The organism is Providencia sp. (genome assembly GCF_003533305.1).
In the GTDB taxonomy this organism is placed as follows: domain Bacteria; phylum Pseudomonadota; class Gammaproteobacteria; order Enterobacterales; family Enterobacteriaceae; genus Providencia.
In genome coordinates this window covers 1-25051 of record NZ_DOEH01000017.1, presented here as the reverse complement: position 1 = coordinate 25051, position 25051 = coordinate 1, and the positions used below count along the sequence as shown (strand labels likewise).

The window sequence follows — 25051 nt, the reverse complement described above, 5'->3', positions numbered from 1 at the left end:
GATGGACGATGGTCTGCGTTTCGCAATCCGTGAAGGCGGCCGTACCGTTGGCGCGGGCGTGGTAGCAAAAGTTATTGCATAATATCTGTTAGCTTACCTAGCGGTATCTTCTCAGAAAAAAGGCATCTTTTATGATGCCTTTTTTATATCAAAATATTAATTATTATTTCCCTCATTCAAATACTTCAATGTTGTAATCTAGTCATACAATCAATCCTAAAAGCCTTAATGTCATTAGTTTTGCCAAATAGCAATAATTAATGATAATTGAAATGCTAATCATTTTCATTTAAACTTATCGTATATGATTTATACAGGTAAGCTATTATGTACGTATGCCTTTGCGAAGCCATTACAGATAAACAAATTAGAAATGCTACAAGGAAGTATCAAGTCACTTCCTTAAAGGGGTTACGCCAAATATTACCTGTGGGCCGCGAATGTGGGAAATGCATAAAACAAACGCGAGAAATTCTTGCTGAAGAGCTTTTGCGTTTAGAAGTGTTATGTACCGTTGATGTTGCATAGTAATTTCAAATACAGCTAATTCTCCGCTAAATCAATTCACCGCTTAAAATTAATTACTTTGAATTTAAATTCAGCGTGTAAAAATCACGCAGCTATCGATTTCAGGTCTACACTTAAAGAACTGGAAGCGATGGAGGGTAAAAATGAAAGGCGATAAAAAAATGATAGTCCACTTGAACAAATTGTTGGGCAATGAGCTAGTCGCAATAAATCAATATTTTCTGCATGCACGTATGTTTAAAAATTGGGGGTTAGAACGTCTCAATGAAATGGAATACCATGAGTCAATTGATGAAATGAAACACGCTGATAAATATATTGAGCGTATACTTTTTCTTGAGGGGCTACCAAACTTACAAGATCTTGGTAAGTTGAATATTGGAGAAGATGTTGAAGAGATGCTTGCCTCAGATTTAAAGCTTGAGTTAGATGGAGCTTTAAATCTTAAAGAAGCTATCAGCTATGCCGACTCAATACATGATTATGTTAGCCGTGATTTGATGATCGAAATACTCGCAGATGAAGAAAATCACATTGATTGGATAGAAACTCAGGTTGAACTTATTAATCGTGTAGGTATTCAGAACTATATCCAAGCGCAGATAAAAGACGCATAACTTTATGTTGATTTAATCTTAAAGGCCCGGTGCTATTACACTTGGGCCTTTCTGTCATTTATTCAGTTTATATCGTATAAAAGCAGCACATATTTTCCTCGATTGCTTGCGTTTCGCCATAGTTTCCGTATAATGCGCAGGCTTACTGATGAGTAAGCCCTAAATTTTAGGACTGAACAATCAGTATTGAGCGGCGATATGTTGCTCATTTAGACAATACTCCCGATATGGGGGTTACATTGAGACGATTACACTCCCCCATCAATCGAAATGGGTGCGAGGAGTAATCATTTACGTTTATAAAATAGTTGGAGCTCTGGTCTCATGCAGAACCAAAGAATCCGTATCCGCTTGAAAGCTTTTGATCATCGTTTAATCGATCAATCAACTGCGGAAATCGTAGAGACTGCTAAGCGCACTGGTGCGCAAGTTCGTGGTCCTATCCCGCTACCGACACGTAAAGAGCGTTTTACTGTTCTGATCTCTCCGCACGTTAATAAAGATGCGCGTGATCAGTACGAAATTCGCACTCACAAGCGTCTGGTTGACATCGTTGAGCCAACCGAAAAGACTGTTGATGCTCTGATGCGTCTGGATCTGGCTGCCGGTGTTGACGTGCAGATCAGCCTGGGTTAATCAGGTGTCAAAAGATTGAGAGGTTGAAACAATGATTGGTTTAGTCGGTAAAAAAGTGGGAATGACCCGCATCTTCACTGAAGATGGTGTTTCTATCCCTGTAACTGTTATCGAAATTGAAAATAACCGCGTTACTCAAGTTAAAACTAAAGAAACTGACGGTTATAATGCAATTCAGGTCACTACGGGCAGCAAAAAAGCTAACCGTGTAACTAAGCCTGAAGCAGGTCATTTCGCTAAAGCTGGCGTTGAAGCTGGCCGCATCTTACGTGAATTCCGCCTTGAAGAAGGTACTGAATTTAACGCAGGTCAAAGCATTAGCGTTGAAATTTTCGCTGACGTTAAAAAAGTCGACGTTACTGGTACATCTAAAGGTAAAGGTTTTGCCGGCACAGTTAAGCGCTGGAATTTCCGTACTCAGGATGCTACGCATGGTAACTCCTTGTCTCACCGTGTTCCGGGTTCTATCGGTCAGAACCAGACTCCGGGCAAAGTGTTTAAAGGCAAGAAAATGGCAGGCCAACTAGGTAATGAGCGTGTAACTGTTCAAAGCTTAGATGTAGTACGTGTTGACGCTGAGCGCAACCTACTGCTGGTCAAAGGTGCGGTCCCAGGAGCTACTGGTAGCAACCTGATCGTCAAACCGGCTGTTAAGGCTTAACGTCAAGGAGATAGGAATGGAATTGGTAATGAAAGACGCGCAAAGCGCGCTGACTGTTTCCGAAACTACCTTCGGGCGTGATTTCAATGAAGCGCTTGTTCACCAAGTAGTTGTTGCATATGCAGCTGGTGCTCGTCAAGGTACTCGTGCTCAGAAAACTCGTGCTGAAGTTTCTGGTTCAGGTAAAAAACCATGGCGTCAAAAAGGTACGGGCCGTGCTCGTGCAGGTTCTGTTAAGAGCCCAATTTGGCGCTCTGGTGGTGTTAGCTTCGCAGCTAAACCACAGGACCACAGTCAAAAAGTTAATAAAAAGATGTACCGTGGTGCTTTAAAAAGCATCCTATCTGAATTGGTACGTCAAGATCGTCTGATCGTTGTTGAACAGTTTTCTGTTGAAGCACCTAAAACTAAGTTGCTGGTACAAAAACTGAAAGATATGGCTCTGGTAGATGTACTGATCATCACTGCTGAATTAGATGAAAATCTGTTCTTAGCAGCGCGCAACCTGTATAAGGTTGACGTACGTGATGCAGCAGGTATCGACCCAGTTAGTCTAATCGCCTTCGACAAAGTGGTTATGACTGCTGATGCTGTGAAGCAAGTTGAGGAGATGCTGGCATGATCCGTGAAGAACGTCTGCTAAAAGTACTGCGCGCGCCGCACGTATCTGAAAAAGCTTCTACAGCGATGGAAAAAAATAATACCATCGTTCTCAAAGTTGCGAAAGACGCGACTAAAGCAGAAATCAAAGCTGCTGTGCAGAAACTGTTTGAAGTCGAAGTTGAAGGTGTTAATACTCTGCTGGTTAAAGGCAAAAGTAAACGCCACGGTCAGCGTATTGGTCGTCGTAGCGACTGGAAAAAAGCTTACGTGACGCTGAAAGAAGGCCAAAATTTGGACTTCATTAGCGGCGCAGAGTAAGTCGGAGGAGTAAAGAACAATGGCAGTTGTTAAATGTAAACCTACGTCTCCGGGCCGTCGCCACGTAGTTAAAGTGGTAAACCCAGAGCTGCATAAGGGAAAACCTTATGCTCCACTGTTAGAAAAAATGAGCAAGTCTGGTGGTCGTAACAACAATGGCCGTATCACTACTCGTCACATTGGTGGTGGTCATAAGCAGCATTATCGTTTAGTTGACTTTAAACGCAACAAAGATGGTATTCCTGCAGTTGTTGAACGTTTGGAATATGATCCAAACCGTTCTGCGAACATCGCCTTGGTTCTATATAAAGACGGTGAACGTCGTTATATTCTTGCACCAAAAGGCCTGAAAGCTGGTGACCAGATTCAATCTGGTGTTGATTCAGCAATCAAAGCTGGTAATGCTTTGCCGATGCGTAATATCCCCGTTGGTTCTACAGTTCATAATATCGAACTTAAACCAGGTAAAGGTGGACAATTAGCGCGTTCAGCAGGTACTTACGCTCAGATCGTTGCTCGTGATGGTGCTTATGTCACCCTGCGTCTACGTTCTGGTGAAATGCGTAAAGTATTAGCAGATTGCCGTGCAACCTTAGGTGAAGTTGGTAACGCTGAGCATATGTTACGTGTTCTGGGTAAAGCTGGTGCTAGCCGCTGGCGTGGTATTCGTCCTACCGTTCGTGGTACGGCGATGAACCCAGTCGATCACCCACATGGTGGTGGTGAAGGTCGTAACTTTGGTAAACACCCAGTAACACCATGGGGCGTTCAAACCAAAGGTAAGAAAACTCGTAGCAACAAGCGTACTGATCAATTCATCGTACGTCATCGTTCTAAAAAATAATTAGAGGATAAGCCATGCCACGTTCTCTCAAGAAAGGTCCTTTCATTGACCTGCACTTGCTGAAGAAGGTAGAGAAAGCGGTGGAAAGCGGAGACAAGAAGCCTCTCAAGACTTGGTCCCGTCGTTCAACGATCTTTCCTAATATGATCGGATTGACCATCGCTGTCCATAATGGTCGTCAGCACGTTCCAGTTTTTGTTACCGACGAAATGGTTGGTCATAAACTGGGTGAATTCGCACCGACTCGCACTTATCGCGGCCATGCGGCAGATAAGAAAGCTAAGAAACGTTAAGGATAGGAGGAAGAGATGGAAACTTTAGCTATGCATCGCCACGCTCGTTCTTCTGCCCAGAAGGTTCGCTTAGTCGCCGACCTGATTCGCGGTAAGAAAGTGTCGCAAGCTCTGGAAATTCTAACCTTTACCAACAAGAAAGCTGCTGGTTTAGTGAAGAAAGTACTGGAATCTGCTATTGCTAACGCAGAGCAAAACGATGGCGCTGACATTGATGACCTGAAAGTTGCGAAAATATTCGTAGATGATGGTCCAACTATGAAACGCATCATGCCGCGTGCGAAAGGCCGTGCAGATCGTATTCTTAAGCGCACCAGCCACATTACAGTGGTTGTGTCCGATCGCTGAGACTCTGGAGATTAGCAATGGGTCAGAAAGTACATCCTAATGGTATTCGCCTGGGTATTGTCAAACCTTGGAACTCTACTTGGTATGCGAATACTAATGAATTCGCTGACAACCTAGACAGCGATTTTAAAGTACGCCAGTACTTGAATAAAGAATTGGCAAAAGCGTCAATTTCACGCATCGTTATCGAGCGTCCTGCTAAAAGCATCCGTGTGACTATTCACACTGCTCGCCCAGGTATTGTTATCGGTAAGAAAGGTGAAGACGTTGAGAAACTGCGTAAGAAAGTAGCGGATATCGCTGGTGTTCCTGCGCAAATTAATATCGCCGAAGTTCGTAAACCAGAACTAGACGCTAAGTTAGTTGCTGATAGCATCACTTCACAGTTGGAACGTCGCGTTATGTTCCGTCGTGCTATGAAGCGTGCTGTACAGAACGCTATGCGTCTGGGCGCTAAAGGTATTAAAGTTGAAGTCAGTGGCCGTCTTGGCGGTGCTGAAATCGCTCGTACCGAGTGGTATCGTGAAGGCCGTGTGCCACTGCACACATTACGTGCTGATATCGATTACAACACTTCAGAAGCGCACACTACATATGGTGTTCTAGGCGTTAAGGTCTGGATCTTCAAAGGTGAGATTCTGGGTGGTATGGCTGCTGTTGAACAAGCTGAGAAACCAGCTGCTCAACCTAAAAAGCAGCAGCGTAAAGGCCGCAAGTAAGGAGAGTCGCTGATGTTACAACCAAAGCGTACAAAATTCCGTAAGGTGCACAAAGGCCGCAACCGTGGTCTAGCGCAAGGAACGGATGTTAGCTTCGGCACTTTCGGTCTTAAAGCTGTTGGCCGTGGTCGTCTGACTGCACGTCAGATCGAAGCGGCACGTCGTGCTATGACCCGTGCTATTAAGCGTCAAGGTAAAATCTGGATTCGCGTATTCCCAGACAAGCCAATAACTGAAAAGCCACTCGAAGTTCGTATGGGTAAAGGTAAAGGTAACGTAGAGTATTGGGTTGCCTTGATCCAGCCTGGTAAAGTCCTGTATGAAATGGACGGTGTGCCTGAAGAGCTGGCTCGTGAAGCATTCTCTCTGGCAGCAGCGAAACTGCCTATCAAAACCACCTTTGTAACTAAGACGGTGATGTAATGAAAGCACAAGAGCTGCGCGAAAAAAGCGTAGAAGAGCTGAACTCTGAACTACTAAACTTACTACGTGAGCAATTTAACTTACGTATGCAAGCGGCAAGTGGCCAGTTGCAACAGTCTCATCTAATGAAACAAGTACGTCGCGATATCGCACGTGTGAAGACTTTACTGACAGAGAAGGCAGGTGCGTAATGAACGATAAAATCCGTACTCTGCAAGGTCGTGTTGTTAGTGACAAAATGGAGAAATCTATGGTTGTTGCTATCGAGCGTATGGTGAAACACCCTCTTTATGGTAAATTCATCCGTCGTACGACTAAATTGCACGTACATGACGAGAACAATGAATGTGGAATTGGTGACGTGGTTGAAATCCGCGAAACTCGTCCACTGTCTAAGACTAAATCTTGGGCCTTAGTTCGCGTTATAGAAAAAGCTGTTCAGTAATAGAATAGCCTTTTCTTACAAATAAACGGCTCTTTTTGTTCGAGCCGTTTATTTTTCCTGTCCATAACGAAGATGTGGTGTTATAATGCCGCGCCCTCGTAGTATGGGTATATTTGAACGGCCTCTTCAATAATGAGGTGGCTCAGTAGTAGTTGACATTTAGCGGAGCACTAAAATGATCCAAGAACAGACTATGCTGAACGTGGCCGACAACTCCGGTGCACGTCGCGTAATGTGTATCAAGGTTCTAGGTGGCTCGCACCGTCGCTACGCTCATGTAGGTGACGTCATTAAAATTACTGTTAAGGAAGCAATTCCTCGCGGTAAAGTTAAAAAAGGTGATGTCCTGAAAGCTGTAGTGGTGCGCACCAAGAAGGGTGTACGTCGCCCTGACGGTTCTGTCATTCGCTTCGATAGTAATGCTTGTGTATTGTTAAATAACAACAGCGGGCAGGTAATCGGTACGCGTATTTTTGGGCCGGTAACTCGTGAACTTCGTAACGAGAAGTTTATGAAAATTATCTCTCTGGCACCTGAAGTACTCTAAGGAGCGAATTATGGCAGCGAAAATCCGTCGTGATGACGAAGTTATCGTGCTAACTGGGAAAGACAAAGGTAAGCGCGGTAAAATCAAACAGGTTATTTCTTCTGGTAAAGTTATCGTTGAAGGTATAAATCTGGTTAAGAAGCATCAGAAGCCTGTACCGGCTCTGAACCAACCAGGTGGCATCGTTGAAAAAGAAGCGGCTATTCAAGTTTCTAACGTTGCACTCTTTAACGCGGCAACTGGTAAGGCTGACCGTGTAGGCTTTAGATTCGAAGACGGCAAAAAAGTCCGTTTCTTCAAGTCTAACAGTGAAACTATCAAGTAATTTTTGGAGTATACGATGGCGAAACTGCATGATTACTATAAAGACGAAGTAGTTACTAAACTCATGTCTGAGTTTAACTACACTTCTGTCATGCAAGTCCCTCGGGTCGAGAAGATCACCCTGAATATGGGTGTTGGTGAAGCGATCGCTGATAAAAAACTGCTGGACAATGCAGCAGCTGATTTAACAGCAATCTCAGGTCAAAAACCATTGATCACCAAAGCACGCAAATCTGTTGCAGGCTTCAAAATCCGTCAGGGCTATCCAATCGGCTGTAAAGTGACTCTGCGTGGCGAACGCATGTGGGAGTTCCTTGAACGTCTGATTTCTATTGCTGTACCACGTATTCGTGACTTCCGCGGCTTGCCTGCTAAGTCATTTGATGGACATGGTAACTACAGCATGGGTGTTCGTGAACAAATCATCTTCCCTGAAATCGATTATGATAAAGTGGATCGTGTACGTGGTTTAGATATTACTATTACCACTTCCGCGAAATCAGATGACGAAGGTCGCGCACTATTAGCAGCGTTCAACTTCCCGTTCCGCAAGTAAGGCAGGGTACTCATGGCTAAAAAGTCTATGAAAGCGCGCGATGTTAAACGTGCTAAATTAGCTGAGAAATTCTTCGCAAAACGCGTAGAACTTAAAGCTATCATCTCTGATGTTAAATCATCTGATGAAGATCGCTGGGATGCTGTTCTCAAACTGCAAACACTGCCACGTGATTCAAGTCCTTCTCGTCAGCGTAATCGCTGCCGTCAAACTGGGCGTCCGCATGGTTTTCTGCGGAAATTTGGTCTGAGCCGTATTAAAGTCCGTGAAGCCGCTATGCGCGGTGAGATACCGGGCCTTAAAAAGGCAAGTTGGTAATTCCATTTTGAATCACGGGAGTAAAGACAGATGAGCATGCAAGATCCCATCGCGGATATGCTGACCCGTATCCGTAACGGTCAAGCCGCAAATAAAGTTGCGGTCACCATGCCTTCCTCCAAGCTGAAAGTGGCAATTGCCAACGTTCTGAAGGAAGAAGGCTATATTGAAGATTTTAAAATTGAAGGCGACATCAAGCCAGAATTGGAAATTACTTTAAGTTATTTCCAAGGTAAGGCTGTTGTAGAAAGCATTCAGCGAGTAAGCCGACCTAGTCTGCGCATCTATAAGAAAAAAGATGAGCTACCACAAGTTATGGCTGGTTTAGGTATCGCTGTTATTTCTACCTCTAAAGGTGTCATGACTGATCGTGCAGCTCGCCAAGCTGGTCTTGGTGGCGAGATTCTCTGCTACGTAGCTTAATTCGGGAGGAAAGAATGTCTCGTGTGGCAAAAGCACCTGTCGTCATTCCTGCCGGCGTAGAGGTAACACTCAACGGTCAGGTAATTTCGATTAAAGGTAAAAACGGCGAGCTTAGTCGTACTATCCATAAAGCAGTTGAAGTTAAACATGAAGATGGCCACCTAACTTTCGGTCCACGCGAAGGTTTTGATGATGCTTGGGCACAGGCGGGTACTTCTCGCTCACTGCTTAACTCAATGGTTGTTGGTGTTACTGACGGCTTCACTAAAAAGCTTCAATTGGTCGGTGTAGGTTACCGTGCAGCAATCAAAGGCAACTTTGTTAGTTTGTCTTTAGGTTTCTCGCATCCGGTTGAACATGCACTGCCAGCAGGCATTATTGCTGAATGTCCAACACAAACTGAAATCGTACTGAAAGGTGCGGATAAGCAAGTGATTGGTCAAGTTGCAGCAGAATTGCGTGCTTACCGTCGTCCTGAGCCTTATAAAGGTAAGGGTGTTCGTTACGCCGATGAAATCGTGCGTACCAAAGAGGCTAAGAAGAAGTAAGGTAACACTATGGATAAGAAAGCAGCTCGTATCCGTCGTGCGACCCGCGCACGCCGCAAGATCCAAGAATTGGGTGCGACTCGCCTGGTGGTACATCGTACCCCACGCCATATTTATGCGCAGGTTATTGCACCTAACGGTTCTGAAACATTAGTAGCAGCTTCTACAGTAGAAAAAGCTATTAATGAGCAATTGAAATTCACTGGAAACAGAGATGCAGCAGTAGCAGTTGGTAAATTAATTGCTGAGCGTGCATTGGAAAAAGGCATCAAAGTTGTTGCTTTTGACCGTTCTGGTTTCCAATATCATGGTAGAGTCCAGGCACTGGCAGATGCTGCCCGTGAAGCTGGCCTTCAGTTCTAAGGTAGAGGTGTAAGATGGCTCACATCGAGAAACAAGCTGGCGAACTGCAGGAAAAGCTGATCGCGGTAAACCGCGTAGCAAAAACCGTTAAAGGTGGCCGTATTTTCAGTTTTACCGCACTAACAGTTGTTGGTGATGGTAACGGTCGCGTTGGTTTTGGTTACGGTAAAGCGCGCGAAGTTCCGGCAGCAATCCAGAAAGCGATGGAAAAAGCCCGTCGCAGTATGAAAACCGTTGCTCTAAACAACGGCACATTGTTCCACCCTGTGAAAGGTACACACACTGGTTCTCGTGTGTTTATGCAGCCTGCTCACGAAGGTACCGGTATTATTGCCGGCGGTGCAATGCGTGCAGTTTTAGACGTAGCTGGAGTTCGCAACGTCCTGGCTAAAACCTATGGTTCCACAAACCCAATCAACGTGGTTCGTGCAACACTGGATGCTTTAGACAGCATGAAGTCTCCAGAGATGGTCGCAGCTAAGCGTGGAAAATCCGTCGAAGAAATTCTGGGGTAATCGGCCATGGCTAAGACTATTAAAATTACACAAGTTCGCAGTTCAATCGGTCGTTTGCCTAAGCATAAGGCAACTCTGACTGGTCTAGGTCTGCGCCGCATTGGTCATACAGTAGAACGTGAGGATACTCCTGCGGTTCGTGGTATGGTCAACTTGGTTTCCTACATGGTTAAAGTTGAGGAGTAAGAGATGCGTTTAAATACTCTGTCTCCGGCTGAGGGTGCCAAGCATGCGCCTAAACGCGTAGGTCGTGGTATTGGTTCTGGTCTCGGTAAAACCGCCGGCCGTGGTCACAAAGGTCAGAGCTCACGCTCTGGTGGTGGCGTACGTCGTGGTTTTGAAGGTGGCCAGATGCCTTTATACCGTCGTTTGCCGAAATTCGGCTTCACTTCACGCAAAGCAATGATTACAGCCGAAATTCGTCTGTCTGACTTTGTTGCTGTTGAAGGCGATGTTATTGATCTGAACGCATTGAAAGCCGCGAACGTTGTTGGCATCCAGATTGAATATGCGAAAGTTATTCTGTCTGGCGAAGTGAATCGTGCAGTTACTGTACGTGGCCTTCGTGTTACTAAAGGTGCTCGCGCTGCAATCGAAGCTGCCGGCGGTAAAATTGAGGAATAAGTGACAGATGGCTAAACAACCAGGATTAGATTTTCAAAGTGCCAAAGGTGGAGCTGGCGAACTTAAACGCAGACTTTTGTTTGTAATAGGGGCGCTAATTGTTTTCCGAATTGGTTCTTTTATTCCAATCCCTGGTATTGATGCCACTGTGCTTGCCAAATTGCTCGAACAGCAACAAGGCACCATCATAGAAATGTTTAACATGTTCTCTGGTGGTGCTCTCAGCCGAGCTTCTATTTTTGCTTTGGGTATCATGCCGTATATTTCGGCATCGATCATTATCCAATTATTGTCTGTGGTTAATCCACGACTAGCAGAAATAAAGAAAGAAGGGGAAGCAGGTCGTCGGAAGATAAGCCAATATACTCGTTGGGGTACTCTGGTATTAGCAATATTCCAATCAATTGGTATTGCGATGGGTCTACCGAATATGCCAGGAATGCAAGGATTAGTTATTGATCCAGGTCTTCCGTTCTACTTCACGGCAGTTGTTAGCTTGGTCACTGGTACTATGTTTTTAATGTGGTTAGGTGAGCAGATAACTGAAAGAGGTATCGGAAACGGTATTTCAATTATTATCTTTGCTGGTATAGTTGCGGGTCTACCGCCGGCTATTGGCCATACCATCGAGCAAGCTCGGCAAGGCGATCTGCACTTCCTCCTGTTGCTGTTGGTTGCGGTGTTAGTATTCGCGGTTACTTTTTTTGTTGTCTTTATGGAGCGTGGTCAACGTCGTATTGTCGTTAATTATGCCAAACGTCAACAAGGTCGCCGTGTTTATGCTGCACAAAGTACACATTTACCACTGAAAGTGAATATGGCGGGTGTAATTCCTGCAATTTTTGCTTCCAGTATCATACTATTCCCGGGTACAATAGCCTCTTGGTTTGGTGATGGGACTGGTTGGGACTGGCTGACTACAATTTCTATGTACTTACAGCCTGGACAACCGTTGTATGTGTTACTTTATGCATCTGCGATCATCTTCTTCTGTTTCTTCTATACAGCGTTGGTTTTCAACCCTAGAGAAACGGCAGATAACCTGAAGAAGTCCGGTGCATTTGTACCAGGAATTCGTCCGGGAGAGCAAACGGCCAAGTACATTGATAAGGTAATGACGCGTCTAACGTTAGTTGGTGCTCTTTATATTACCTTCATCTGCCTAATCCCGGAGTTCATGCGTGACGCAATGAAAGTACCTTTCTATTTTGGTGGTACTTCCCTGTTAATCGTGGTTGTTGTTATCATGGACTTTATGGCTCAAGTGCAAACTCTGATGATGTCAAGTCAGTATGAGTCTGCATTGAAGAAAGCAAATCTGAAAGGTAAGTAATCGCTTACTGTGTTATGGTTTGCTAAGAAGTTACGGAGAGTAAAAATGAAAGTTCGTGCTTCCGTCAAGAAATTATGCCGTAATTGCAAAATTATCCGTCGCCATGGTAGCGTTCGTGTAATTTGTAGTGTTGAGCCTAGACATAAACAACGTCAAGGCTAAGAAAAAGCATTTTTTTCTTGCAAAGTTGGGTTGAGCTGGCTAAATTAGCCAGCCAATCTTTTTATCTAAGATACATTATTGTTTGAGTATCCTGAAAACGGGCTTTTCAGCACAGTAATGTATATTTTTAACTTAGGAGTGCATAGTGGCCCGTATAGCAGGCATTAACATTCCTGATCATAAACATACTGTAATCGCTTTAACATCGATTTTCGGTATCGGCAAGACTCGTTCACAGGCTATCTGTGAATCTACTGGTATTGCTGAACATGTTAAGATCAGTGAGCTGTCTGAAGAACAAATCGACAAGCTGCGTGACGAAGTTGCCAAATATGTGGTAGAAGGTGACCTACGTCGTGAAATTACCCTGAGCATCAAGCGTCTTATGGACCTTGGATGTTATCGTGGTTTACGTCATCGTCGTGGTCTTCCTGTGCGCGGACAGCGTACTAAGACTAACGCTCGTACCCGCAAGGGCCCGCGTAAGCCGATCAAGAAATAAGTCGGGGTATTGAATAATGGCAAAGGCACCAGTTCGTGCACGTAAGCGTGTAAGAAAGCAAGTCTCAGACGGTGTGGCACATGTCCATGCTTCTTTCAACAACACAATCGTTACTATTACAGACCGTCAAGGTAACGCATTAGGTTGGGCAACAGCCGGTGGTTCCGGTTTCCGTGGCTCTCGCAAATCAACTCCGTTCGCAGCTCAGGTTGCAGCAGAGCGTTGTGCGGAAGCTGTGAAAGAATACGGTATCAAGAACCTGGAAGTTATGGTTAAGGGACCGGGTCCGGGCCGCGAATCAACAATTCGTGCTCTGAACGCCGCTGGTTTCCGCATCACTAATATTACTGATGTGACTCCTATCCCTCATAACGGTTGTCGTCCACCGAAGAAACGTCGCGTTTAATTCGCCCCGTTTTTAGGACTGTTGGAGAAAGAAAATGGCTAGATATTTGGGTCCCAAGCTCAAGCTGAGCCGTCGCGAAGGAACAGACCTCTTTTTGAAGTCTGGCGTCCGTGCGATAGAGACCAAGTGTAAATTAGATCAAGCTCCAGGCCAGCACGGTGCGCGTAAACCGCGTCTGTCTGACTATGGTGTTCAGTTACGTGAAAAACAAAAAGTTCGTCGTACATACGGTGTTCTAGAGCGTCAATTCCGTAACTATTATAAAGAAGCAACGCGTCTGAAAGGCAACACAGGTGAAAACCTGCTGACTCTGCTTGAAGGCCGTCTTGATAACGTAGTTTATCGTATGGGTTTCGGCGCAACTCGCGCAGAATCACGTCAAATGGTTAGCCACAAGGCTATCATGGTAAATGGTCGCGTAGTTAATATCGCTTCTTATCAGGTTTCCCCGAATGACGTTATCAGCGTTCGTGAGAAAGCCAAAAATCAGTCTCGCATTAAGGCTGCTTTAGAGCTGGCTGAACAGCGTGAGAAGCCAACTTGGCTGGAAGTTGATGTTGCTAAAATGGAAGGTGTGTTCAAACGTATTCCTGAACGTACTGACTTGTCTGCGGACATTAACGAACACCTGATCGTCGAGCTTTACTCCAAGTAAAGCTTAGCACCAAAGAGAGGACACAATGCAGGGTTCTGTGACAGAGTTTCTAAAACCGCGCCTGGTAGATATCGAGCAAGTGAGTTCGACGCACGCTAAGGTGACCCTTGAGCCTTTAGAGCGTGGCTTTGGCCATACTCTTGGTAACGCACTGCGCCGTATTCTGCTTTCGTCTATGCCGGGTTGTGCGGTGACAGAGGTTGAGATTGATGGTGTACTGCATGAGTACAGCACTAAAGAAGGTGTACAGGAAGATATCCTGGAGATTCTCCTCAACCTGAAAGGGCTGGCGGTTAAAGTTCAGGGGAAAGATGAAGTTATTTTAACCTTGAATAAATCTGGCATTGGCCCTGTAACCGCCGCCGACATCATCCATGATGGTGATGTCGAAATCGTCAAGCCACAGCACATCATTTGCCACCTTACTGACGAAAGTGCGTCTATTAATATGCGCATTAAAGTTCAGCGTGGTCGTGGTTATGTGCCGGCTTCTGCCCGAGTTCATTCGGAAGAAGATGAGCGCCCAATTGGTCGTTTGTTAGTCGATGCTTGCTACAGCCCTGTAGAGCGTATAGCCTACAATGTTGAAGCAGCTCGTGTTGAGCAACGTACTGACTTGGATAAGTTAGTTATTGAAATGGAAACTAACGGTACAATCGATCCTGAAGAGGCGATTCGCCGTGCAGCGACCATTCTGGCTGAACAACTTGAAGCTTTTGTTGATTTACGTGATGTACGTCAACCAGAAGTTAAAGAAGAGAAACCAGAATTCGATCCTATCTTACTGCGCCCAGTTGACGATCTGGAATTGACTGTCCGCTCTGCTAACTGCCTTAAAGCAGAAGCTATCCACTACATCGGTGATCTTGTACAGCGTACAGAAGTTGAGTTGCTTAAAACGCCTAACCTTGGTAAGAAATCACTTACTGAAATTAAGGACGTCTTGGCATCTCGCGGTCTTTCTCTGGGCATGCGCTTAGAAAATTGGCCGCCAGCTAGTATCGCTGACGATTAGGTCACAGGTTAAGGTTTTACTGAGAAGGATAAGGTCATGCGCCATCGTAAGAGTGGTCGTCAATTGAACCGCAACAGCAGCCACCGCCAAGCTATGTTCCGTAACATGGCAGGTTCTTTAGTTCGTCACGAGATAATCAAGACGACTCTGCCTAAAGCGAAAGAACTGCGTCGCGTCGTTGAGCCGCTGATTACTCTTGCCAAGACGGATAGCGTTGCTAATCGTCGTCTGGCATTCGCCCGTACTCGTGATAACGAGATCGTGGCAAAATTATTTAATGAACTGGGACCTCGTTTCGCAGCTCGTGCTGGTGGTTACACTCGTATTCTTAAGTGTGGACACCGTACAGGTGACAATGCTCCGATGGCTTACATCGAACTTGTTGACCGTGCTGTAGAGTCTCAAGAAGTTGTTGCAGAGTAATTTGTAATTGCTTTCAAGAAAACCGGGTATTTATTGCCCGGTTTTTTTGTACCTGCTATTCTTACCCTTCATATTTGCATTTTACCCTTGAAATATTCTTTATAAATCCATACCTACTGGTGAGAAATTATGAATATGTATAAAATAGGCCAAATCGCTAAGCTTGCGGATGTGACTCCTGATACTATTCGTTTTTATGAAAAGCAGGGGTTAATGGGGCATAAAGTTAGAACGGAAGGGGGTTACCGATTATTTACGGAACAGGATTTGCAACGGTTACGTTTTATTCGTTATGCTAAGCAACTGGGTTTTACTTTAGAGGCTATCACGGAATTACTTTCAATTAGAGTCGATCCAGAGCATCATACATGTCAGCAATCAAAGCATATTGTTGATCTCAGATTACATGAGGTTGAAAAAAAGATTCAAGAGCTTATTATTATGCGAGACTCATTAAAAATGTTGAGTTCCGTATGTTGTGGTGATGAACATGCCACAACCTATTGTTCAATTATGGAGATTCTAGAGAAGGGTGCATCAAAGATTTATTAAATTATAAATCATCAATTAACGTTAAAAGGTCTGCTATGAGCAAATATCAGCATAAACGCGGTGAGATTAAAGATAATGCAATTGAGGCATTATTACATGATCCATTATTTCGCCAACGGGTTGAAAAAAATAAAAAAGGTAAAGGAAGTTATAATCGTAAAGGAGTAAATAATAAAAACGCTAACTGGGAGGCCAGTGGTAATCAGTTAATATACTTATTACCACTGGCCTTTTAATTATTTCTTATTCTGTTCTTTCAATAAATCACGGATTTCTGATAATAATACTTCTTCTGAAGTTGGTGCCGGTGGTTCAGTTGGTGTTGCTTCTTCTTTTTCACGGCGAACTTTATTCATTACTTTTATTGCCATAAATATTGCGAAAGCAACAATAACGAAATCAAAGACTGTTTGTAAGAAAACACCATAATTAAGGACTACCGCAGGTAAACCTTCATGTGCTTCTCTTAATATTATACTGAATTGTTTAAAATCAACCCCACCGATTAGCAAGCCTAGAGGTGGCATAATGATATCAGCAACTAATGATGAAACTATTTTCCCGAATGCAGCACCAATAATAATACCGACTGCCATATCCACAACATTGCCTTTCATGGCAAATTCACGGAACTCTTTTAAAAAACTCATTTGATGACCCCTTAACCTGAATAAGTAACTCAATTGCTACAAAGTATGTATGTGATTAACAAATTATAGTATCTAAAATAATTATGCTGCAAATATTTATTACTTTTTCTTATTACTATAAAAAGAAAGGGCTAGGTTGGAATAGTTTTTCGACATCGGGTACATATTTTTTATCTGTAATAAACATGATGACGTGATCCCCTTGCTCAATAATATGGTAATCACTCGCAATAATAACTTCATCTTCTCTTACTATTGCACCAATAATAGTGCCAGGTGGTAGTTTTATTTCTGATATTTTTTTACCAACAACCTTGGATGTATTTTCATCACCATGGGCAATAGCTTCTATTGCTTCAGCAACACCTCTTCTTAATGACGAAACACTTACTATATCTGCTTTTCTGACATGACTTAATAAGGCAGAAATTGTTGCTTGTTGAGGTGATACCGCAATATCAATTACGCCACCTTGAACTAATTCAACATAAGCGGAGCGTTGTATCAGTACCATTGCTTTTTTCGCGCCCATTTTTTTAGCTAGCATTGCTGACATAATATTTGCTTCATCATCATTAGTTACGGCAATAAACACATCCATTTGCTCGATATGTTCTTCAGTTAATAATTCTTGATCAGATGCATCACCATAAAAAACAATTGTGTCATGTAACAACTCGGCAAGTTCAGTTGCCCTTTGTTGGTTTCGTTCGACTAATTTGACGCTATAATCTTTTTCGAGTCGTTTAGCTAATCCCGCACCAACATTACCACCACCAACTATCATTAAACGCTTGTAAGGTTTTTCTAGTCGTTGAAGTTCACTCATAACGGCTCGAATATGTTGAGTTGATGCGACGAAAAAGACTTCATCACCTGCCTCAATAATTGTCGAGCCTTGAGGACGTATCGGTCTATCTTGGCGAAATATAGCGACAACACGAGTATCAATGTGGGGCATGTGTTCGCGTAAACTAGAAAGAGCATTACCAACGAGTGAGCCGCCATAGTAGGCTTTGACCGCAACAATACTGACTTTGCCTTCTGCAAAGTTAACAACTTGAAGTGCGCCAGGGTACTGAATGAGCTTGTAGATGTAATCGATGACTAATTGCTCAGGAGAAATTAAATAGTCAATTGGAATTTGCTCAGGCAGAAATAATTTATCGGCTTCACGTATATATTCAGTAGCTCTAATACGGGCAATTTTATTAGGCGTATTAAAGAGGCTATATGCAATTTGGCATGCAATCATATTCGTTTCGTCAGAGTTAGTGACAGCAACTAGCATATCAGCATCTTCTGCTCCTGCATCCCTAAGGACTCTGGGATGAGAGCCATGGCCATTGACAACTCGTAGATCAAATTGATCTTGAAGTTGACGTAATCGATCCGCATCGGTGTCAACGACAGTAATATCATTGTTCTCATCAACTAAATTTTCAGCGAGTGTACCGCCAACTTGTCCGGCACCTAGAATAATGATCTTCATTGCATATTCCTATATGTGAGAATTTATCGCCTGTTACTGTGCCTGTTTTACCAAGCGGGCATAAAAAAATCCATCACCACCAGTGGTGCTCGGCAGTATTTGCAATCCGGCTTCAGTTCCATCATTTAGGCTCGCGTCTGAGTGTTTAGCGAGAAAATTTTGAACTTGTAGACTATTTTCTTCAGGGAGCACAGAACATGTTGCATAAAGAAGTGTTCCGTTAGGTTTAAGGTATGGCCAAATTGATTCTAAAATCTTAGATTGTAGTTGTGCAAGTTCATTTATATCAGAATCACGTCTTAGCCATTTGATGTCAGGATGACGTCTTATAACACCAGTCGCTGAGCATGGTGCATCAAGTAAAATTCTGTCAAACAGTTGTCCATCAGCCCATTGTTCCGGTTTAGTTCCATCGCCTTCAATTACGGTTGCATGCTGTTTTAGTCGTTTTAGATTTTCTTTAACTCGTTTTAGACGAAATTCGTCAATATCGACTGCAAGCACATTGGCCTTGGGCGCTAATTCTAGAATGTGAGTTGTTTTACCTCCAGGTGCAGCGCAGAGGTCTAAAATATTTTCATTATTTTTTGGCTGAAGAAGTTCTGCACAGCCTTGAGCTGAAGCATCTTGAACTGTTGACCAACCATCTTCAAATCCAGGTAATTTTGATACAGGGGTTGGTTCATCTAAGCAGATAGCACTAGGGCGTGAAGGATGTAGTTGTGCTGAAATATCAACTTGTTCTAGTAATTCAAGGTATTGCTTTGCGCTATGGTATTGAGAGTTGACTCTTAACCACATAGGTGGACGCTGATTGTTAGCATCTACAATTGATTGCCATTCATTAGGATATGCATCTTGTAAGCGTTTTAATAACCAACTTGGATGTAAATATTGGCTATTATTGTTTTCATTGCGCTCTTCTAATTGTACTTGTTGGCGTAAAAAAGATCGTAGTACACCATTTACAAGTCCTTTTAACTGAGGGCGCTTTAGTGCAACCGCTCCATCTACAGTTTCAGCTAATGCAGCATGTGCTGGGATTCGGGTATAAAGTAGTTGATAAATACCAACCATAATTAAGTAATGTAAGGTTCTTTGTTTCCCAGTTAATGGTTTTTCCATTAATTGGCTAATAAACCATTCAAGTTTAGGTAGATATCTTAAGACACCGAAGCAAATCTCTTGTAATAAAGATTTATCTTTATCATTTATATTTCGTTGTAGCTCGGGAAGCACTGCACTTAGTGATTGTCCATTATCAAGTACTTGGCTAATGGCAGTCGCCGCAATACTGCGTAAATTATATGTATTTTTCATAAGAGAAGGTGTGTCTTTTAGTTTCTGAATGAAAATTGCCTGAGTTTATCTACAGGCAATTTTGTAGATAAATTAGTCTATCTGTTGTTCAGGAGTGAACCATTCGCGACGGGAATTTAATAAATCTTGTGCGCTCATCGCTTTTTTTCCCGGAGGTTGCAACTGGGTTATATTGAGAATTCCATTGCCAGTGGCAATGCTAATTCCTTTTTTATCGGCGCTAATTATAGTTCCAGGCTGCTTATTATGTATTTCAGTAATGACTTCAGCTTGCCAAACTTTGATTAGTTGCTCTTGAACGATAAAATAACTCATCGGCCAAGGGTTAAATGCTCGGATACAACGTTCAATATGCTCTGCTGGTTGCCGCCAATCGATACGTGCTTCTTCTTTGGATAATTTTTCAGCGTAATTTGCTAATGAATTATCCTGTTTTTCTGGAATACAATGACCAGATGATAGCATTTCTACAGTATGAATAAGTGCTTTAGGTCCTGTTATGGCTAATTTGTCATATAGTGTTGCACTTGTATCATCGGAGGTAATAGCGCAAGTTGTTTTATATAACATATCACCGGTATCAAGACCTGCGTCCATTTGCATAATAGTCACACCCGTTTCATTGTCGCCAGCCCATATAGAGCGTTGAATTGGTGCAGCTCCTCGCCAACGAGGTAGTAAGGAACCGTGGACGTTAAGGCAACCAAGACGAGGAATATCTAAAACGGCTTGTGGTAAAATTAAGCCATAAGCAACCACAATCATTAAGTCGGCATTTCTATCTTTAATCCACTGCTGGTTCTCCGTATCTTTTAGCGTTATAGGCTGAAAGATGGGAATTTTATGTTCTTCTGCTAGCATCTTAACAGGACTTGGCGTGAGTTTTTTTCCTCTACCTGCCGGTTTATCATGACGAGTAAGAACACCAACAATTTGATGGTTAGTTTCAAGTAATGCAGCCAAATGTTTGGCTGCAAAATCGGGAGTACCTGCAAAGATAATTTTTAATGGTTCTGACACAGAATTTTCCCTGTTTATTTAATTAGCTATTCTTGGCTTCTTTTGCTTTTATTCTATCTAGTTTTTCAACTTTTTGACGGATACGCTGGCGTTTTAGCGGAGATAGATAATCAACGAATAACTTACCAACAAGATGATCCATTTCATGTTGGATACAAATAGCTAGCAGCCCATCAGCTTCCAGTTCAAATGAGTCACCATTGTAGTCTAGGGCTCGAACTTTTACCTGTTCAGCTCTTGGGACGAACCCATGTTGTTCTGGTATTGAAAGGCAGCCTTCCTCTATACCTGTTTCTCCTGATTTATCGAGCAGCTCAGGATTAATAAGTACAAGGCGCTCATTGCGTGATTCAGAGACATCAATAACGATAATTCGCTGGTGGATGTCAACTTGAGTTGCAGCAAGCCCTATACCTTCCTCTTCATACATAGTCTCGAACATATCATCGATTATACGTTGAATTGAGGCATCAATTTTTTCGACTGGCTTTGCAATAGTGCGTAAGCGTTCGTCTGGATAATGTAATACGTTTAATACTGACATAGATTTTTCGAACGGCTTCCAAAAATGTGAATGGGAATTAATGCCTATTCTAGACATTTATCTAGCATATTGACAGTATTGGTTATGATTTGTTCACCAAAGAACATGCTAATAAACAAGTCAGGATGACAAAATGAATGCGCAGGAAATTTGGCTAAGGATGTCCCAGGTAAATAAAGTATTACCCCAGTACGCATTACAAATAATTAATAAGCTAAAACAATTAAATAGAATGAGTTGTACGACTTTGCAAAAATGTGGTTTGAATGAAATGCAAAGCTTACAATTTTTGAATATGTCAACGCATCGAATTAACTTAGTTCTCAAATGGTTAGATAATAAAGAAAATCAGATGATTACATTTAGTAATCCTCAATATCCATTTTTATTAAAACAAATCCATAACCCTCCTCTTGTGCTTTTTATAGTAGGAAGACAGGAATTATTGGCAACAGCACAAATTGCCATCATCGGAAGTCGTCAAGCGAGTGAATATGGACAAAAATGGACAGAAATATTTGTAAAAGAGTTTGTGAGTTATGGGCTAACGATTACAAGTGGTCTTGCTTTAGGAATTGATGGAATGAGCCATAAAGCTGCAATTGCAAATCACGGTAATACAATTGCTGTATTAGGTAGTGGACTTGGAAATATTTATCCGAAACAACATATATCTTTAGCTGAACAAATCAAACAAGAGGGATTACTTGTTTCTGAATACTTACCTGATACCCCTCCTTTGCCAAAACAATTTCCACGACGCAATCGAATTATTAGTGGTCTAAGTAAAGCAATTGTGGTTATTGAGGCGGGTATGAAAAGTGGATCATTGATAACTGCACGTTATGCGATTGAACAAAATAGAGATCTTTTCACATTACCTGCGCCGCTAGGAAACACTGCATTTAGTGGTAATCATTGGTTATTACAACAAGGCGCTTACTTATTGGCTCAACCAGAGGATATCATACAGCACTTAGAGTGTGAGTTAAGTTGGCTACAATCAGAATTAGTGGGAGAAGATATACCCGTTACAGAGTTTAACCTGACAGAAAATAAAATTTTAGGTATGGTGGGATACCAAGCTACACCCGTAGATGTAATTGCAGAACAGATGCAAATGCCAATAACGCAAATAATTTCACTTTTAACTGAAATGGAAATAAATGGAATTATTACCTCTACTGCTGGTGGGTACATAAGGTTGAGTTAGTTAAGAGAAAATCATGTCAAAGCAATTGCCTTTTGATACAGAAAAAAATGAATATTGTCCTGATTGTGGCGCGTTACTTGTTATTCGTAATAGTGCTCATGGACCTTTTCTGGCTTGTTCTGGTTATCCAGGGTGCCATTACTTGCGACCATTACGTTCAGCAACTGAAAGCCATATTGTTAAAGTATTAGAGGGGCAGAACTGCCCTGAGTGTGGACATGATTTAGTCTTAAAACAAGGCCGATTTGGTATGTTTATTGGTTGTAGTCATTATCCTAGTTGTGAGCATACTGAATTAATTGATAAGCCGGATGAAACTAAGATCCCTTGTCCTCAATGTCAAAAAGGCAATTTGCTACAGCGTAAGTCTAGGTTTGGAAAGACATTTTATGCTTGTGATAATTATCCTAGCTGCCAATTTATAATTAATAATAAGCCAGTTACTGGAAAGTGTGAGTTTTGTGAATATCCATTATTGATGGAAAAAAAGGGCGGACAGGGCGTAAAATTATGTTGTGCCAGTAAACGTTGTGGTAAGTCACAAGAAAAATAATGAGTTAAAACTATGCAAAATAAATCTACACCTGCAATTGAACGTATTATTACATCACTTGAGCAAGAAGAAGTTATTGCGTATCCAACCGAAGCGGTTTTTGGCTTGGGATGTGACCCTGATAGTGAGAAAGCGGTTAATAAGCTACTTGAACTAAAACAGCGTCCATGGGAAAAAGGATTGATTCTTATTGCTGATAATTATGAGCAATTGAAAAACTATGTTGATGATAGCCAGTTAACCCATGCGCAAATGGACGTCATGTATAGTAGTTGGCCGGGACCTGTTACTTGGGTGATACCAGCAAAAACAACCACACCAAAATGGTTAACGGGAAAATTTGATACCTTAGCTGTTCGAGTCACGGATCATGAATTAGTTAAAGCGCTATGTAAACGATATGGAAAACCAATTGTTTCGACAAGTGCAAATTTAAGTGGTTTAGAGCCTTGTAGAACAACTAATGATGTTATTGAACAATTTCACGGTAGCATTCCGGTCCTTGATGGATTAGTGGGTGGTCGACAGAATCCATCTGAAATTAAAGATGCTAAGACTGGGCAATTATATCGTAAAGGATAATATTAAATGGAAATGTTTGCCGTTTTTGGAAATCCAATTGAGCACAGTAAGTCACCATTGATACACCAAATGTTTGCTGAGCAGATAGGCGTTTCCCTCGAGTACCAAAAAATCTTATCACCGATAGATAGTTTTGAGCAGAATGTCGTAAATTTTTTCTCTCAGGGTGGGAAAGGCGCAAATATTACATTGCCATTTAAAGAAAGAGCATACCAGTTAGTTTCAGAATTGACAGATAGAGCTCAAATTTGTGGCGCCGTAAACACCATCATGAAGCTTGATGATCATCGTTTGCTAGGCGATAACACCGATGGAATGGGGTTGTTGTTAGATCTACAACGACTCGAGTTTATTCATTCAAATAGTAAAATTTTAATTATTGGCGCTGGTGGTGCAACCCGAGGTGCTTTGCTGCCTCTTTTAGAATATGGTTGTCATATCACATTGACGAATAGAACTTTTTCCAAAGTTGAACGATTAGTTGAGCAATTTTCGGGAATTGGTCATATTCAAGGTCGGGAGATCTGTCAGATCGCATCTGCTGAATTTGATCTTATTATTAATGCGACCTCTTCAGGTGTGAACGGAGAGATCCCAGAGATTAGCCCTGATATTTTTTCTTCAGAGGTTGCTTGTTATGACATGTTTTATCAAAACACGCTAACACCGTTTCTTTCATTTGCAGGTGAGCATAAAACAAAAATAGTGGCTGATGGGCTAGGTATGTTAGTTGGGCAGGCTGCATTTGCATTTAAACTATGGCACGGCATTCTTCCCGAAATAGCACCCGTTTTATCGATATTACAACGTGAGCTCAGGATATGAATCAGGCTATTCAATTTCCAGATAGAGAAGAATGGGATGCATTAGCACGCAAAGTGCGATTTCCTGTACTTATTAGCGGAATGCTATCGGAGTGTATTATTTCAGAGTCGTTTCTATATAGTCGCTATGGTAAGCAAGAAACGGCACTTGCTTTATTCCAAAGTCACCGTTGGGATTTAGAAGAAGAGTTTGAGGCTTTGATTGGTCAAGGCCTCAAAGATGAAAATGACGTCTATATGTTGTCAGAGGACAAATAGTTGTTTTTCCATTCAACATAATTATTTGCTGAGTAACGTAAATGATTGAGTTCTTTGTCTGTGAGTTTTCTAACAGCTTTTGCAGGGCTACCTATATACAGGTAGCCTGATTCCAATCTCTTTCCTTGTGTAACTAAACTATTTGCACCGATGACAACATCATTTTCAATTATTGCACCATCTATAATGACAGAGCCCATACCAACCAATACTCGATCTCCGATTGTGCAACCGTGAAGCATGACTTTATGACCGATGGTGACATCTTCTCCAATAATTAATGGATTACCTTCAGGGTTATTTAAAGATTTGTGAGTGACATGTAAAACAGACCCATCTTGTATATTTGTACGGGCACCAATTGAAATATAGTTAACATCACCGCGTAATACAGATAAAGGCCAGATACTGACGTCATCTGCTAAGCGAACATCCCCAATAATTACGGAAGACGGATCGATAAACACAGTAGATGTGATAGTTGGATAAGTATTTAAATAAGGTCTTAGTAATTTATTCATATTGGTAACCATAAAAGAAAATCAATCTATGAAGATTAATATCTTAGAAAGAAAAGAATAATACTATAAGTATAAAGAAAATTGAGCTTCTTTTATAACCATTGTGGTAGTAAAAAACACATAGTGATGATTTTATCCGCAAACAGTATTATTTTTTAAAAAAAAGGTTGTGTAATTTTAAGAGCTCCCTATAATTCGCATCCGTTGTCACGGCAAACCACTTCGGTGGTCAGGGTTAGAAAAAGAAAACCCTAAGCCAAACTTGAAAAAGTGAGTGACACTAAGGTGTGAAGAAAGAAAAAGTTGAAAATAACCACTTGACTTTCTAAAAGAAAAACGTAGTATACACACCTCGCAACAACGACCTGATTCA

General features: G+C 42.2%; 43 protein-coding genes and 1 pseudogene. 38 read left to right on the top strand and 6 right to left on the bottom strand.

Translation table 11 applies throughout. The annotated features are described in order from the left end of the window. The 33 genes and pseudogenes from DD649_RS10660 to DD649_RS10500 all read left to right on the top strand — a co-directional run. A pseudogene (locus tag DD649_RS10660) lies at positions 1-82 on the top strand (elongation factor Tu); the annotation flags it as partial. 245 nt (positions 83-327) lie between these two features. Next, positions 328-528 carry a bacterioferritin-associated ferredoxin gene (gene bfd, locus DD649_RS10655; protein ID WP_294106997.1) on the top strand — a complete coding sequence of 67 codons (201 nt, stop codon included), beginning with the start codon at positions 328-330 and terminating at the stop codon, positions 526-528. Positions 529-671: 143 nt separating this feature from the next. Continuing rightward, a complete protein-coding gene (bfr, locus tag DD649_RS10650) occupies positions 672-1145 on the top strand; it encodes a bacterioferritin (RefSeq protein WP_294106996.1) in 474 nt (157 codons plus the stop codon). Positions 1146-1469: 324 nt separating this feature from the next. After that, a complete protein-coding gene (gene rpsJ, locus DD649_RS10645; protein WP_001181005.1) occupies positions 1470-1781 on the top strand; it encodes a 30S ribosomal protein S10 in 312 nt (103 codons plus the stop codon). A gap of 31 nt (positions 1782-1812) precedes the next feature. After that, entirely contained in the window at positions 1813-2442 is a 630-nt protein-coding gene (gene rplC / locus DD649_RS10640) for a 50S ribosomal protein L3 (RefSeq protein ID WP_294106995.1), read from the top strand. 16 nt (positions 2443-2458) lie between these two features. Continuing rightward, positions 2459-3064 (top strand): 50S ribosomal protein L4, encoded by a 606-nt coding sequence (gene rplD / locus DD649_RS10635; protein WP_336430581.1) that lies wholly within the window; start codon positions 2459-2461, stop codon positions 3062-3064. Next, on the top strand, positions 3061-3363 hold the full coding sequence (gene rplW / locus DD649_RS10630; RefSeq protein ID WP_294106993.1) for a 50S ribosomal protein L23: 303 nt from the start codon (positions 3061-3063) through the stop codon (positions 3361-3363). Before rplD ends, rplW begins: the two co-directional genes overlap by 4 nt. Before the next feature lie 19 nt (positions 3364-3382). Further along, positions 3383-4207, top strand: a complete 825-nt coding sequence (rplB, locus tag DD649_RS10625) for a 50S ribosomal protein L2 (protein ID WP_006816333.1) — start codon at positions 3383-3385, stop codon at positions 4205-4207. Positions 4208-4221: 14 nt separating this feature from the next. Beyond that, positions 4222-4500, top strand: a complete 279-nt coding sequence (rpsS, locus tag DD649_RS10620; RefSeq protein ID WP_004265426.1) for a 30S ribosomal protein S19 — start codon at positions 4222-4224, stop codon at positions 4498-4500. Between the two features lie 15 nt (positions 4501-4515). Further along, positions 4516-4848 carry a 50S ribosomal protein L22 gene (rplV, locus tag DD649_RS10615; protein WP_336430578.1) on the top strand — a complete coding sequence of 111 codons (333 nt, stop codon included), beginning with the start codon at positions 4516-4518 and terminating at the stop codon, positions 4846-4848. A 17-nt stretch (positions 4849-4865) separates the two neighbouring features. After that, positions 4866-5567 carry a 30S ribosomal protein S3 gene (gene rpsC / locus DD649_RS10610; protein WP_068437191.1) on the top strand — a complete coding sequence of 234 codons (702 nt, stop codon included), beginning with the start codon at positions 4866-4868 and terminating at the stop codon, positions 5565-5567. A gap of 12 nt (positions 5568-5579) precedes the next feature. After that, positions 5580-5990, top strand: coding sequence for a 50S ribosomal protein L16 (gene rplP, locus DD649_RS10605; protein WP_004265436.1), 411 nt, complete (start codon positions 5580-5582; stop codon positions 5988-5990). Then, on the top strand, positions 5990-6181 hold the full coding sequence (gene rpmC, locus DD649_RS10600; RefSeq protein ID WP_294106991.1) for a 50S ribosomal protein L29: 192 nt from the start codon (positions 5990-5992) through the stop codon (positions 6179-6181). The genes rplP and rpmC overlap by 1 nt, the downstream gene beginning before the upstream one ends. Further along, positions 6181-6435: a 30S ribosomal protein S17 gene (rpsQ, locus tag DD649_RS10595; RefSeq protein WP_294106990.1), complete on the top strand. Its 255-nt coding sequence runs from the start codon at positions 6181-6183 to the stop codon at positions 6433-6435. Before rpmC ends, rpsQ begins: the two co-directional genes overlap by 1 nt. Positions 6436-6610: 175 nt before the next feature. Then, the gene (rplN, locus tag DD649_RS10590) at positions 6611-6982 is read left to right on the top strand and encodes a 50S ribosomal protein L14 (protein ID WP_068437198.1); all 372 of its coding nucleotides are present in this window, start codon (positions 6611-6613) and stop codon (positions 6980-6982) included. Between the two features lie 10 nt (positions 6983-6992). After that, positions 6993-7307 carry a 50S ribosomal protein L24 gene (rplX, locus tag DD649_RS10585; protein ID WP_294106989.1) on the top strand — a complete coding sequence of 105 codons (315 nt, stop codon included), beginning with the start codon at positions 6993-6995 and terminating at the stop codon, positions 7305-7307. A gap of 15 nt (positions 7308-7322) precedes the next feature. After that, positions 7323-7862, top strand: a complete 540-nt coding sequence (gene rplE, locus DD649_RS10580) for a 50S ribosomal protein L5 (protein WP_294106988.1) — start codon at positions 7323-7325, stop codon at positions 7860-7862. A 12-nt stretch (positions 7863-7874) separates the two neighbouring features. Further along, positions 7875-8180 carry a 30S ribosomal protein S14 gene (gene rpsN / locus DD649_RS10575; protein ID WP_294106987.1) on the top strand — a complete coding sequence of 102 codons (306 nt, stop codon included), beginning with the start codon at positions 7875-7877 and terminating at the stop codon, positions 8178-8180. A gap of 30 nt (positions 8181-8210) precedes the next feature. Beyond that, positions 8211-8603, top strand: coding sequence for a 30S ribosomal protein S8 (gene rpsH, locus DD649_RS10570; RefSeq protein ID WP_294106986.1), 393 nt, complete (start codon positions 8211-8213; stop codon positions 8601-8603). 14 nt (positions 8604-8617) lie between these two features. Then, a complete protein-coding gene (gene rplF, locus DD649_RS10565; RefSeq protein ID WP_294106985.1) occupies positions 8618-9151 on the top strand; it encodes a 50S ribosomal protein L6 in 534 nt (177 codons plus the stop codon). A gap of 9 nt (positions 9152-9160) precedes the next feature. Beyond that, the gene (gene rplR, locus DD649_RS10560; RefSeq protein WP_294106984.1) at positions 9161-9514 is read left to right on the top strand and encodes a 50S ribosomal protein L18; all 354 of its coding nucleotides are present in this window, start codon (positions 9161-9163) and stop codon (positions 9512-9514) included. Positions 9515-9528: 14 nt separating this feature from the next. Further along, entirely contained in the window at positions 9529-10029 is a 501-nt protein-coding gene (gene rpsE, locus DD649_RS10555; RefSeq protein ID WP_068437224.1) for a 30S ribosomal protein S5, read from the top strand. A 6-nt stretch (positions 10030-10035) separates the two neighbouring features. Next, entirely contained in the window at positions 10036-10215 is a 180-nt protein-coding gene (gene rpmD, locus DD649_RS10550; protein ID WP_008913894.1) for a 50S ribosomal protein L30, read from the top strand. Between the two features lie 3 nt (positions 10216-10218). Further along, a complete protein-coding gene (gene rplO / locus DD649_RS10545) occupies positions 10219-10653 on the top strand; it encodes a 50S ribosomal protein L15 (protein WP_294106983.1) in 435 nt (144 codons plus the stop codon). Between the two features lie 7 nt (positions 10654-10660). Further along, on the top strand, positions 10661-11986 hold the full coding sequence (gene secY, locus DD649_RS10540) for a preprotein translocase subunit SecY (protein WP_004265481.1): 1326 nt from the start codon (positions 10661-10663) through the stop codon (positions 11984-11986). Between the two features lie 45 nt (positions 11987-12031). Then, a complete protein-coding gene (gene rpmJ, locus DD649_RS10535) occupies positions 12032-12148 on the top strand; it encodes a 50S ribosomal protein L36 (RefSeq protein WP_006816323.1) in 117 nt (38 codons plus the stop codon). A 145-nt stretch (positions 12149-12293) separates the two neighbouring features. Next, complete coding sequence (gene rpsM / locus DD649_RS10530) at positions 12294-12650, top strand: 30S ribosomal protein S13 (protein ID WP_294106982.1); 357 nt, start codon at positions 12294-12296, stop codon at positions 12648-12650. Between the two features lie 16 nt (positions 12651-12666). Then, positions 12667-13056, top strand: a complete 390-nt coding sequence (gene rpsK / locus DD649_RS10525; protein ID WP_004138423.1) for a 30S ribosomal protein S11 — start codon at positions 12667-12669, stop codon at positions 13054-13056. A 34-nt stretch (positions 13057-13090) separates the two neighbouring features. Then, positions 13091-13711: a 30S ribosomal protein S4 gene (rpsD, locus tag DD649_RS10520; RefSeq protein WP_294106981.1), complete on the top strand. Its 621-nt coding sequence runs from the start codon at positions 13091-13093 to the stop codon at positions 13709-13711. A gap of 25 nt (positions 13712-13736) precedes the next feature. Then, on the top strand, positions 13737-14726 hold the full coding sequence (gene rpoA / locus DD649_RS10515; protein WP_004265491.1) for a DNA-directed RNA polymerase subunit alpha: 990 nt from the start codon (positions 13737-13739) through the stop codon (positions 14724-14726). A 36-nt stretch (positions 14727-14762) separates the two neighbouring features. Beyond that, positions 14763-15149: a 50S ribosomal protein L17 gene (rplQ, locus tag DD649_RS10510; RefSeq protein ID WP_294106980.1), complete on the top strand. Its 387-nt coding sequence runs from the start codon at positions 14763-14765 to the stop codon at positions 15147-15149. A 135-nt stretch (positions 15150-15284) separates the two neighbouring features. After that, entirely contained in the window at positions 15285-15701 is a 417-nt protein-coding gene (gene zntR / locus DD649_RS10505; RefSeq protein WP_294106998.1) for a Zn(2+)-responsive transcriptional regulator, read from the top strand. A gap of 35 nt (positions 15702-15736) precedes the next feature. Beyond that, a complete protein-coding gene (locus DD649_RS10500; RefSeq protein WP_294106979.1) occupies positions 15737-15937 on the top strand; it encodes an alternative ribosome-rescue factor A in 201 nt (66 codons plus the stop codon). On the opposite strand, the gene mscL is transcribed toward DD649_RS10500, so the two are convergent. The 5 genes from mscL to def all read right to left on the bottom strand — a co-directional run bounded on the left by mscL (position 15938) and on the right by def (position 20727). After that, positions 15938-16351, bottom strand: coding sequence for a large-conductance mechanosensitive channel protein MscL (gene mscL, locus DD649_RS10495; protein ID WP_294106978.1), 414 nt, complete (start codon positions 16349-16351; stop codon positions 15938-15940). Between the two features lie 115 nt (positions 16352-16466). Further along, positions 16467-17843, bottom strand: coding sequence for a Trk system potassium transporter TrkA (gene trkA / locus DD649_RS10490; RefSeq protein WP_294106977.1), 1377 nt, complete (start codon positions 17841-17843; stop codon positions 16467-16469). 33 nt (positions 17844-17876) lie between these two features. Further along, positions 17877-19163: a 16S rRNA (cytosine(967)-C(5))-methyltransferase RsmB gene (gene rsmB, locus DD649_RS10485; RefSeq protein ID WP_294106976.1), complete on the bottom strand. Its 1287-nt coding sequence runs from the start codon at positions 19161-19163 to the stop codon at positions 17877-17879. 72 nt (positions 19164-19235) lie between these two features. Continuing rightward, complete coding sequence (fmt, locus tag DD649_RS10480) at positions 19236-20183, bottom strand: methionyl-tRNA formyltransferase (protein ID WP_294106975.1); 948 nt, start codon at positions 20181-20183, stop codon at positions 19236-19238. Positions 20184-20205: 22 nt separating this feature from the next. Beyond that, positions 20206-20727 carry a peptide deformylase gene (def, locus tag DD649_RS10475; RefSeq protein WP_294106974.1) on the bottom strand — a complete coding sequence of 174 codons (522 nt, stop codon included), beginning with the start codon at positions 20725-20727 and terminating at the stop codon, positions 20206-20208. A 160-nt stretch (positions 20728-20887) separates the two neighbouring features. On the opposite strand from def, the gene dprA reads away from it, so the two are divergent. From dprA to DD649_RS10450, 5 genes are read left to right on the top strand one after another with little or no spacing between them, the layout of a single operon-like run. Continuing rightward, the gene (gene dprA, locus DD649_RS10470) at positions 20888-21940 is read left to right on the top strand and encodes a DNA-processing protein DprA (RefSeq protein ID WP_336430557.1); all 1053 of its coding nucleotides are present in this window, start codon (positions 20888-20890) and stop codon (positions 21938-21940) included. Between the two features lie 13 nt (positions 21941-21953). Beyond that, positions 21954-22493: a topoisomerase DNA-binding C4 zinc finger domain-containing protein gene (locus tag DD649_RS10465; RefSeq protein WP_294106972.1), complete on the top strand. Its 540-nt coding sequence runs from the start codon at positions 21954-21956 to the stop codon at positions 22491-22493. 12 nt (positions 22494-22505) lie between these two features. Then, positions 22506-23075, top strand: coding sequence for an L-threonylcarbamoyladenylate synthase type 1 TsaC (tsaC, locus tag DD649_RS10460; RefSeq protein WP_294106971.1), 570 nt, complete (start codon positions 22506-22508; stop codon positions 23073-23075). A 6-nt stretch (positions 23076-23081) separates the two neighbouring features. Then, entirely contained in the window at positions 23082-23900 is an 819-nt protein-coding gene (aroE, locus tag DD649_RS10455; protein ID WP_336430553.1) for a shikimate dehydrogenase, read from the top strand. Next, on the top strand, positions 23897-24157 hold the full coding sequence (locus DD649_RS10450) for a DUF1488 domain-containing protein (protein ID WP_294106969.1): 261 nt from the start codon (positions 23897-23899) through the stop codon (positions 24155-24157). The genes aroE and DD649_RS10450 overlap by 4 nt, the downstream gene beginning before the upstream one ends. Here the strand turns inward: DD649_RS10450 and DD649_RS10445 are convergent. Further along, positions 24133-24678 carry a gamma carbonic anhydrase family protein gene (locus tag DD649_RS10445; RefSeq protein WP_294106968.1) on the bottom strand — a complete coding sequence of 182 codons (546 nt, stop codon included), beginning with the start codon at positions 24676-24678 and terminating at the stop codon, positions 24133-24135. The genes DD649_RS10450 and DD649_RS10445 overlap by 25 nt on opposite strands. Positions 24679-25051 lie beyond the last annotated feature (373 nt).

Coding starts and splice junctions, on each gene's coding strand:
- bfd (WP_294106997.1), top strand. CDS start 328: ATGTACGTATGCCTTTGCGAAGCCATTACAGATAAACAAATTAGAAAT.
- bfr (WP_294106996.1), top strand. CDS start 672: ATGAAAGGCGATAAAAAAATGATAGTCCACTTGAACAAATTGTTGGGC.
- rpsJ (WP_001181005.1), top strand. CDS start 1,470: ATGCAGAACCAAAGAATCCGTATCCGCTTGAAAGCTTTTGATCATCGT.
- rplC (WP_294106995.1), top strand. CDS start 1,813: ATGATTGGTTTAGTCGGTAAAAAAGTGGGAATGACCCGCATCTTCACT.
- rplD (WP_336430581.1), top strand. CDS start 2,459: ATGGAATTGGTAATGAAAGACGCGCAAAGCGCGCTGACTGTTTCCGAA.
- rplW (WP_294106993.1), top strand. CDS start 3,061: ATGATCCGTGAAGAACGTCTGCTAAAAGTACTGCGCGCGCCGCACGTA.
- rplB (WP_006816333.1), top strand. CDS start 3,383: ATGGCAGTTGTTAAATGTAAACCTACGTCTCCGGGCCGTCGCCACGTA.
- rpsS (WP_004265426.1), top strand. CDS start 4,222: ATGCCACGTTCTCTCAAGAAAGGTCCTTTCATTGACCTGCACTTGCTG.
- rplV (WP_336430578.1), top strand. CDS start 4,516: ATGGAAACTTTAGCTATGCATCGCCACGCTCGTTCTTCTGCCCAGAAG.
- rpsC (WP_068437191.1), top strand. CDS start 4,866: ATGGGTCAGAAAGTACATCCTAATGGTATTCGCCTGGGTATTGTCAAA.
- rplP (WP_004265436.1), top strand. CDS start 5,580: ATGTTACAACCAAAGCGTACAAAATTCCGTAAGGTGCACAAAGGCCGC.
- rpmC (WP_294106991.1), top strand. CDS start 5,990: ATGAAAGCACAAGAGCTGCGCGAAAAAAGCGTAGAAGAGCTGAACTCT.
- rpsQ (WP_294106990.1), top strand. CDS start 6,181: ATGAACGATAAAATCCGTACTCTGCAAGGTCGTGTTGTTAGTGACAAA.
- rplN (WP_068437198.1), top strand. CDS start 6,611: ATGATCCAAGAACAGACTATGCTGAACGTGGCCGACAACTCCGGTGCA.
- rplX (WP_294106989.1), top strand. CDS start 6,993: ATGGCAGCGAAAATCCGTCGTGATGACGAAGTTATCGTGCTAACTGGG.
- rplE (WP_294106988.1), top strand. CDS start 7,323: ATGGCGAAACTGCATGATTACTATAAAGACGAAGTAGTTACTAAACTC.
- rpsN (WP_294106987.1), top strand. CDS start 7,875: ATGGCTAAAAAGTCTATGAAAGCGCGCGATGTTAAACGTGCTAAATTA.
- rpsH (WP_294106986.1), top strand. CDS start 8,211: ATGAGCATGCAAGATCCCATCGCGGATATGCTGACCCGTATCCGTAAC.
- rplF (WP_294106985.1), top strand. CDS start 8,618: ATGTCTCGTGTGGCAAAAGCACCTGTCGTCATTCCTGCCGGCGTAGAG.
- rplR (WP_294106984.1), top strand. CDS start 9,161: ATGGATAAGAAAGCAGCTCGTATCCGTCGTGCGACCCGCGCACGCCGC.
- rpsE (WP_068437224.1), top strand. CDS start 9,529: ATGGCTCACATCGAGAAACAAGCTGGCGAACTGCAGGAAAAGCTGATC.
- rpmD (WP_008913894.1), top strand. CDS start 10,036: ATGGCTAAGACTATTAAAATTACACAAGTTCGCAGTTCAATCGGTCGT.
- rplO (WP_294106983.1), top strand. CDS start 10,219: ATGCGTTTAAATACTCTGTCTCCGGCTGAGGGTGCCAAGCATGCGCCT.
- secY (WP_004265481.1), top strand. CDS start 10,661: ATGGCTAAACAACCAGGATTAGATTTTCAAAGTGCCAAAGGTGGAGCT.
- rpmJ (WP_006816323.1), top strand. CDS start 12,032: ATGAAAGTTCGTGCTTCCGTCAAGAAATTATGCCGTAATTGCAAAATT.
- rpsK (WP_004138423.1), top strand. CDS start 12,667: ATGGCAAAGGCACCAGTTCGTGCACGTAAGCGTGTAAGAAAGCAAGTC.
- rpsD (WP_294106981.1), top strand. CDS start 13,091: ATGGCTAGATATTTGGGTCCCAAGCTCAAGCTGAGCCGTCGCGAAGGA.
- rpoA (WP_004265491.1), top strand. CDS start 13,737: ATGCAGGGTTCTGTGACAGAGTTTCTAAAACCGCGCCTGGTAGATATC.
- rplQ (WP_294106980.1), top strand. CDS start 14,763: ATGCGCCATCGTAAGAGTGGTCGTCAATTGAACCGCAACAGCAGCCAC.
- zntR (WP_294106998.1), top strand. CDS start 15,285: ATGTATAAAATAGGCCAAATCGCTAAGCTTGCGGATGTGACTCCTGAT.
- DD649_RS10500 (WP_294106979.1), top strand. CDS start 15,737: ATGAGCAAATATCAGCATAAACGCGGTGAGATTAAAGATAATGCAATT.
- mscL (WP_294106978.1), bottom strand. CDS start 16,351: ATGAGTTTTTTAAAAGAGTTCCGTGAATTTGCCATGAAAGGCAATGTT.
- trkA (WP_294106977.1), bottom strand. CDS start 17,843: ATGAAGATCATTATTCTAGGTGCCGGACAAGTTGGCGGTACACTCGCT.
- rsmB (WP_294106976.1), bottom strand. CDS start 19,163: ATGAAAAATACATATAATTTACGCAGTATTGCGGCGACTGCCATTAGC.
- def (WP_294106974.1), bottom strand. CDS start 20,727: ATGTCAGTATTAAACGTATTACATTATCCAGACGAACGCTTACGCACT.
- dprA (WP_336430557.1), top strand. CDS start 20,888: ATGTCCCAGGTAAATAAAGTATTACCCCAGTACGCATTACAAATAATT.
- DD649_RS10465 (WP_294106972.1), top strand. CDS start 21,954: ATGTCAAAGCAATTGCCTTTTGATACAGAAAAAAATGAATATTGTCCT.
- tsaC (WP_294106971.1), top strand. CDS start 22,506: ATGCAAAATAAATCTACACCTGCAATTGAACGTATTATTACATCACTT.
- aroE (WP_336430553.1), top strand. CDS start 23,082: ATGGAAATGTTTGCCGTTTTTGGAAATCCAATTGAGCACAGTAAGTCA.
- DD649_RS10450 (WP_294106969.1), top strand. CDS start 23,897: ATGAATCAGGCTATTCAATTTCCAGATAGAGAAGAATGGGATGCATTA.
- DD649_RS10445 (WP_294106968.1), bottom strand. CDS start 24,678: ATGAATAAATTACTAAGACCTTATTTAAATACTTATCCAACTATCACA.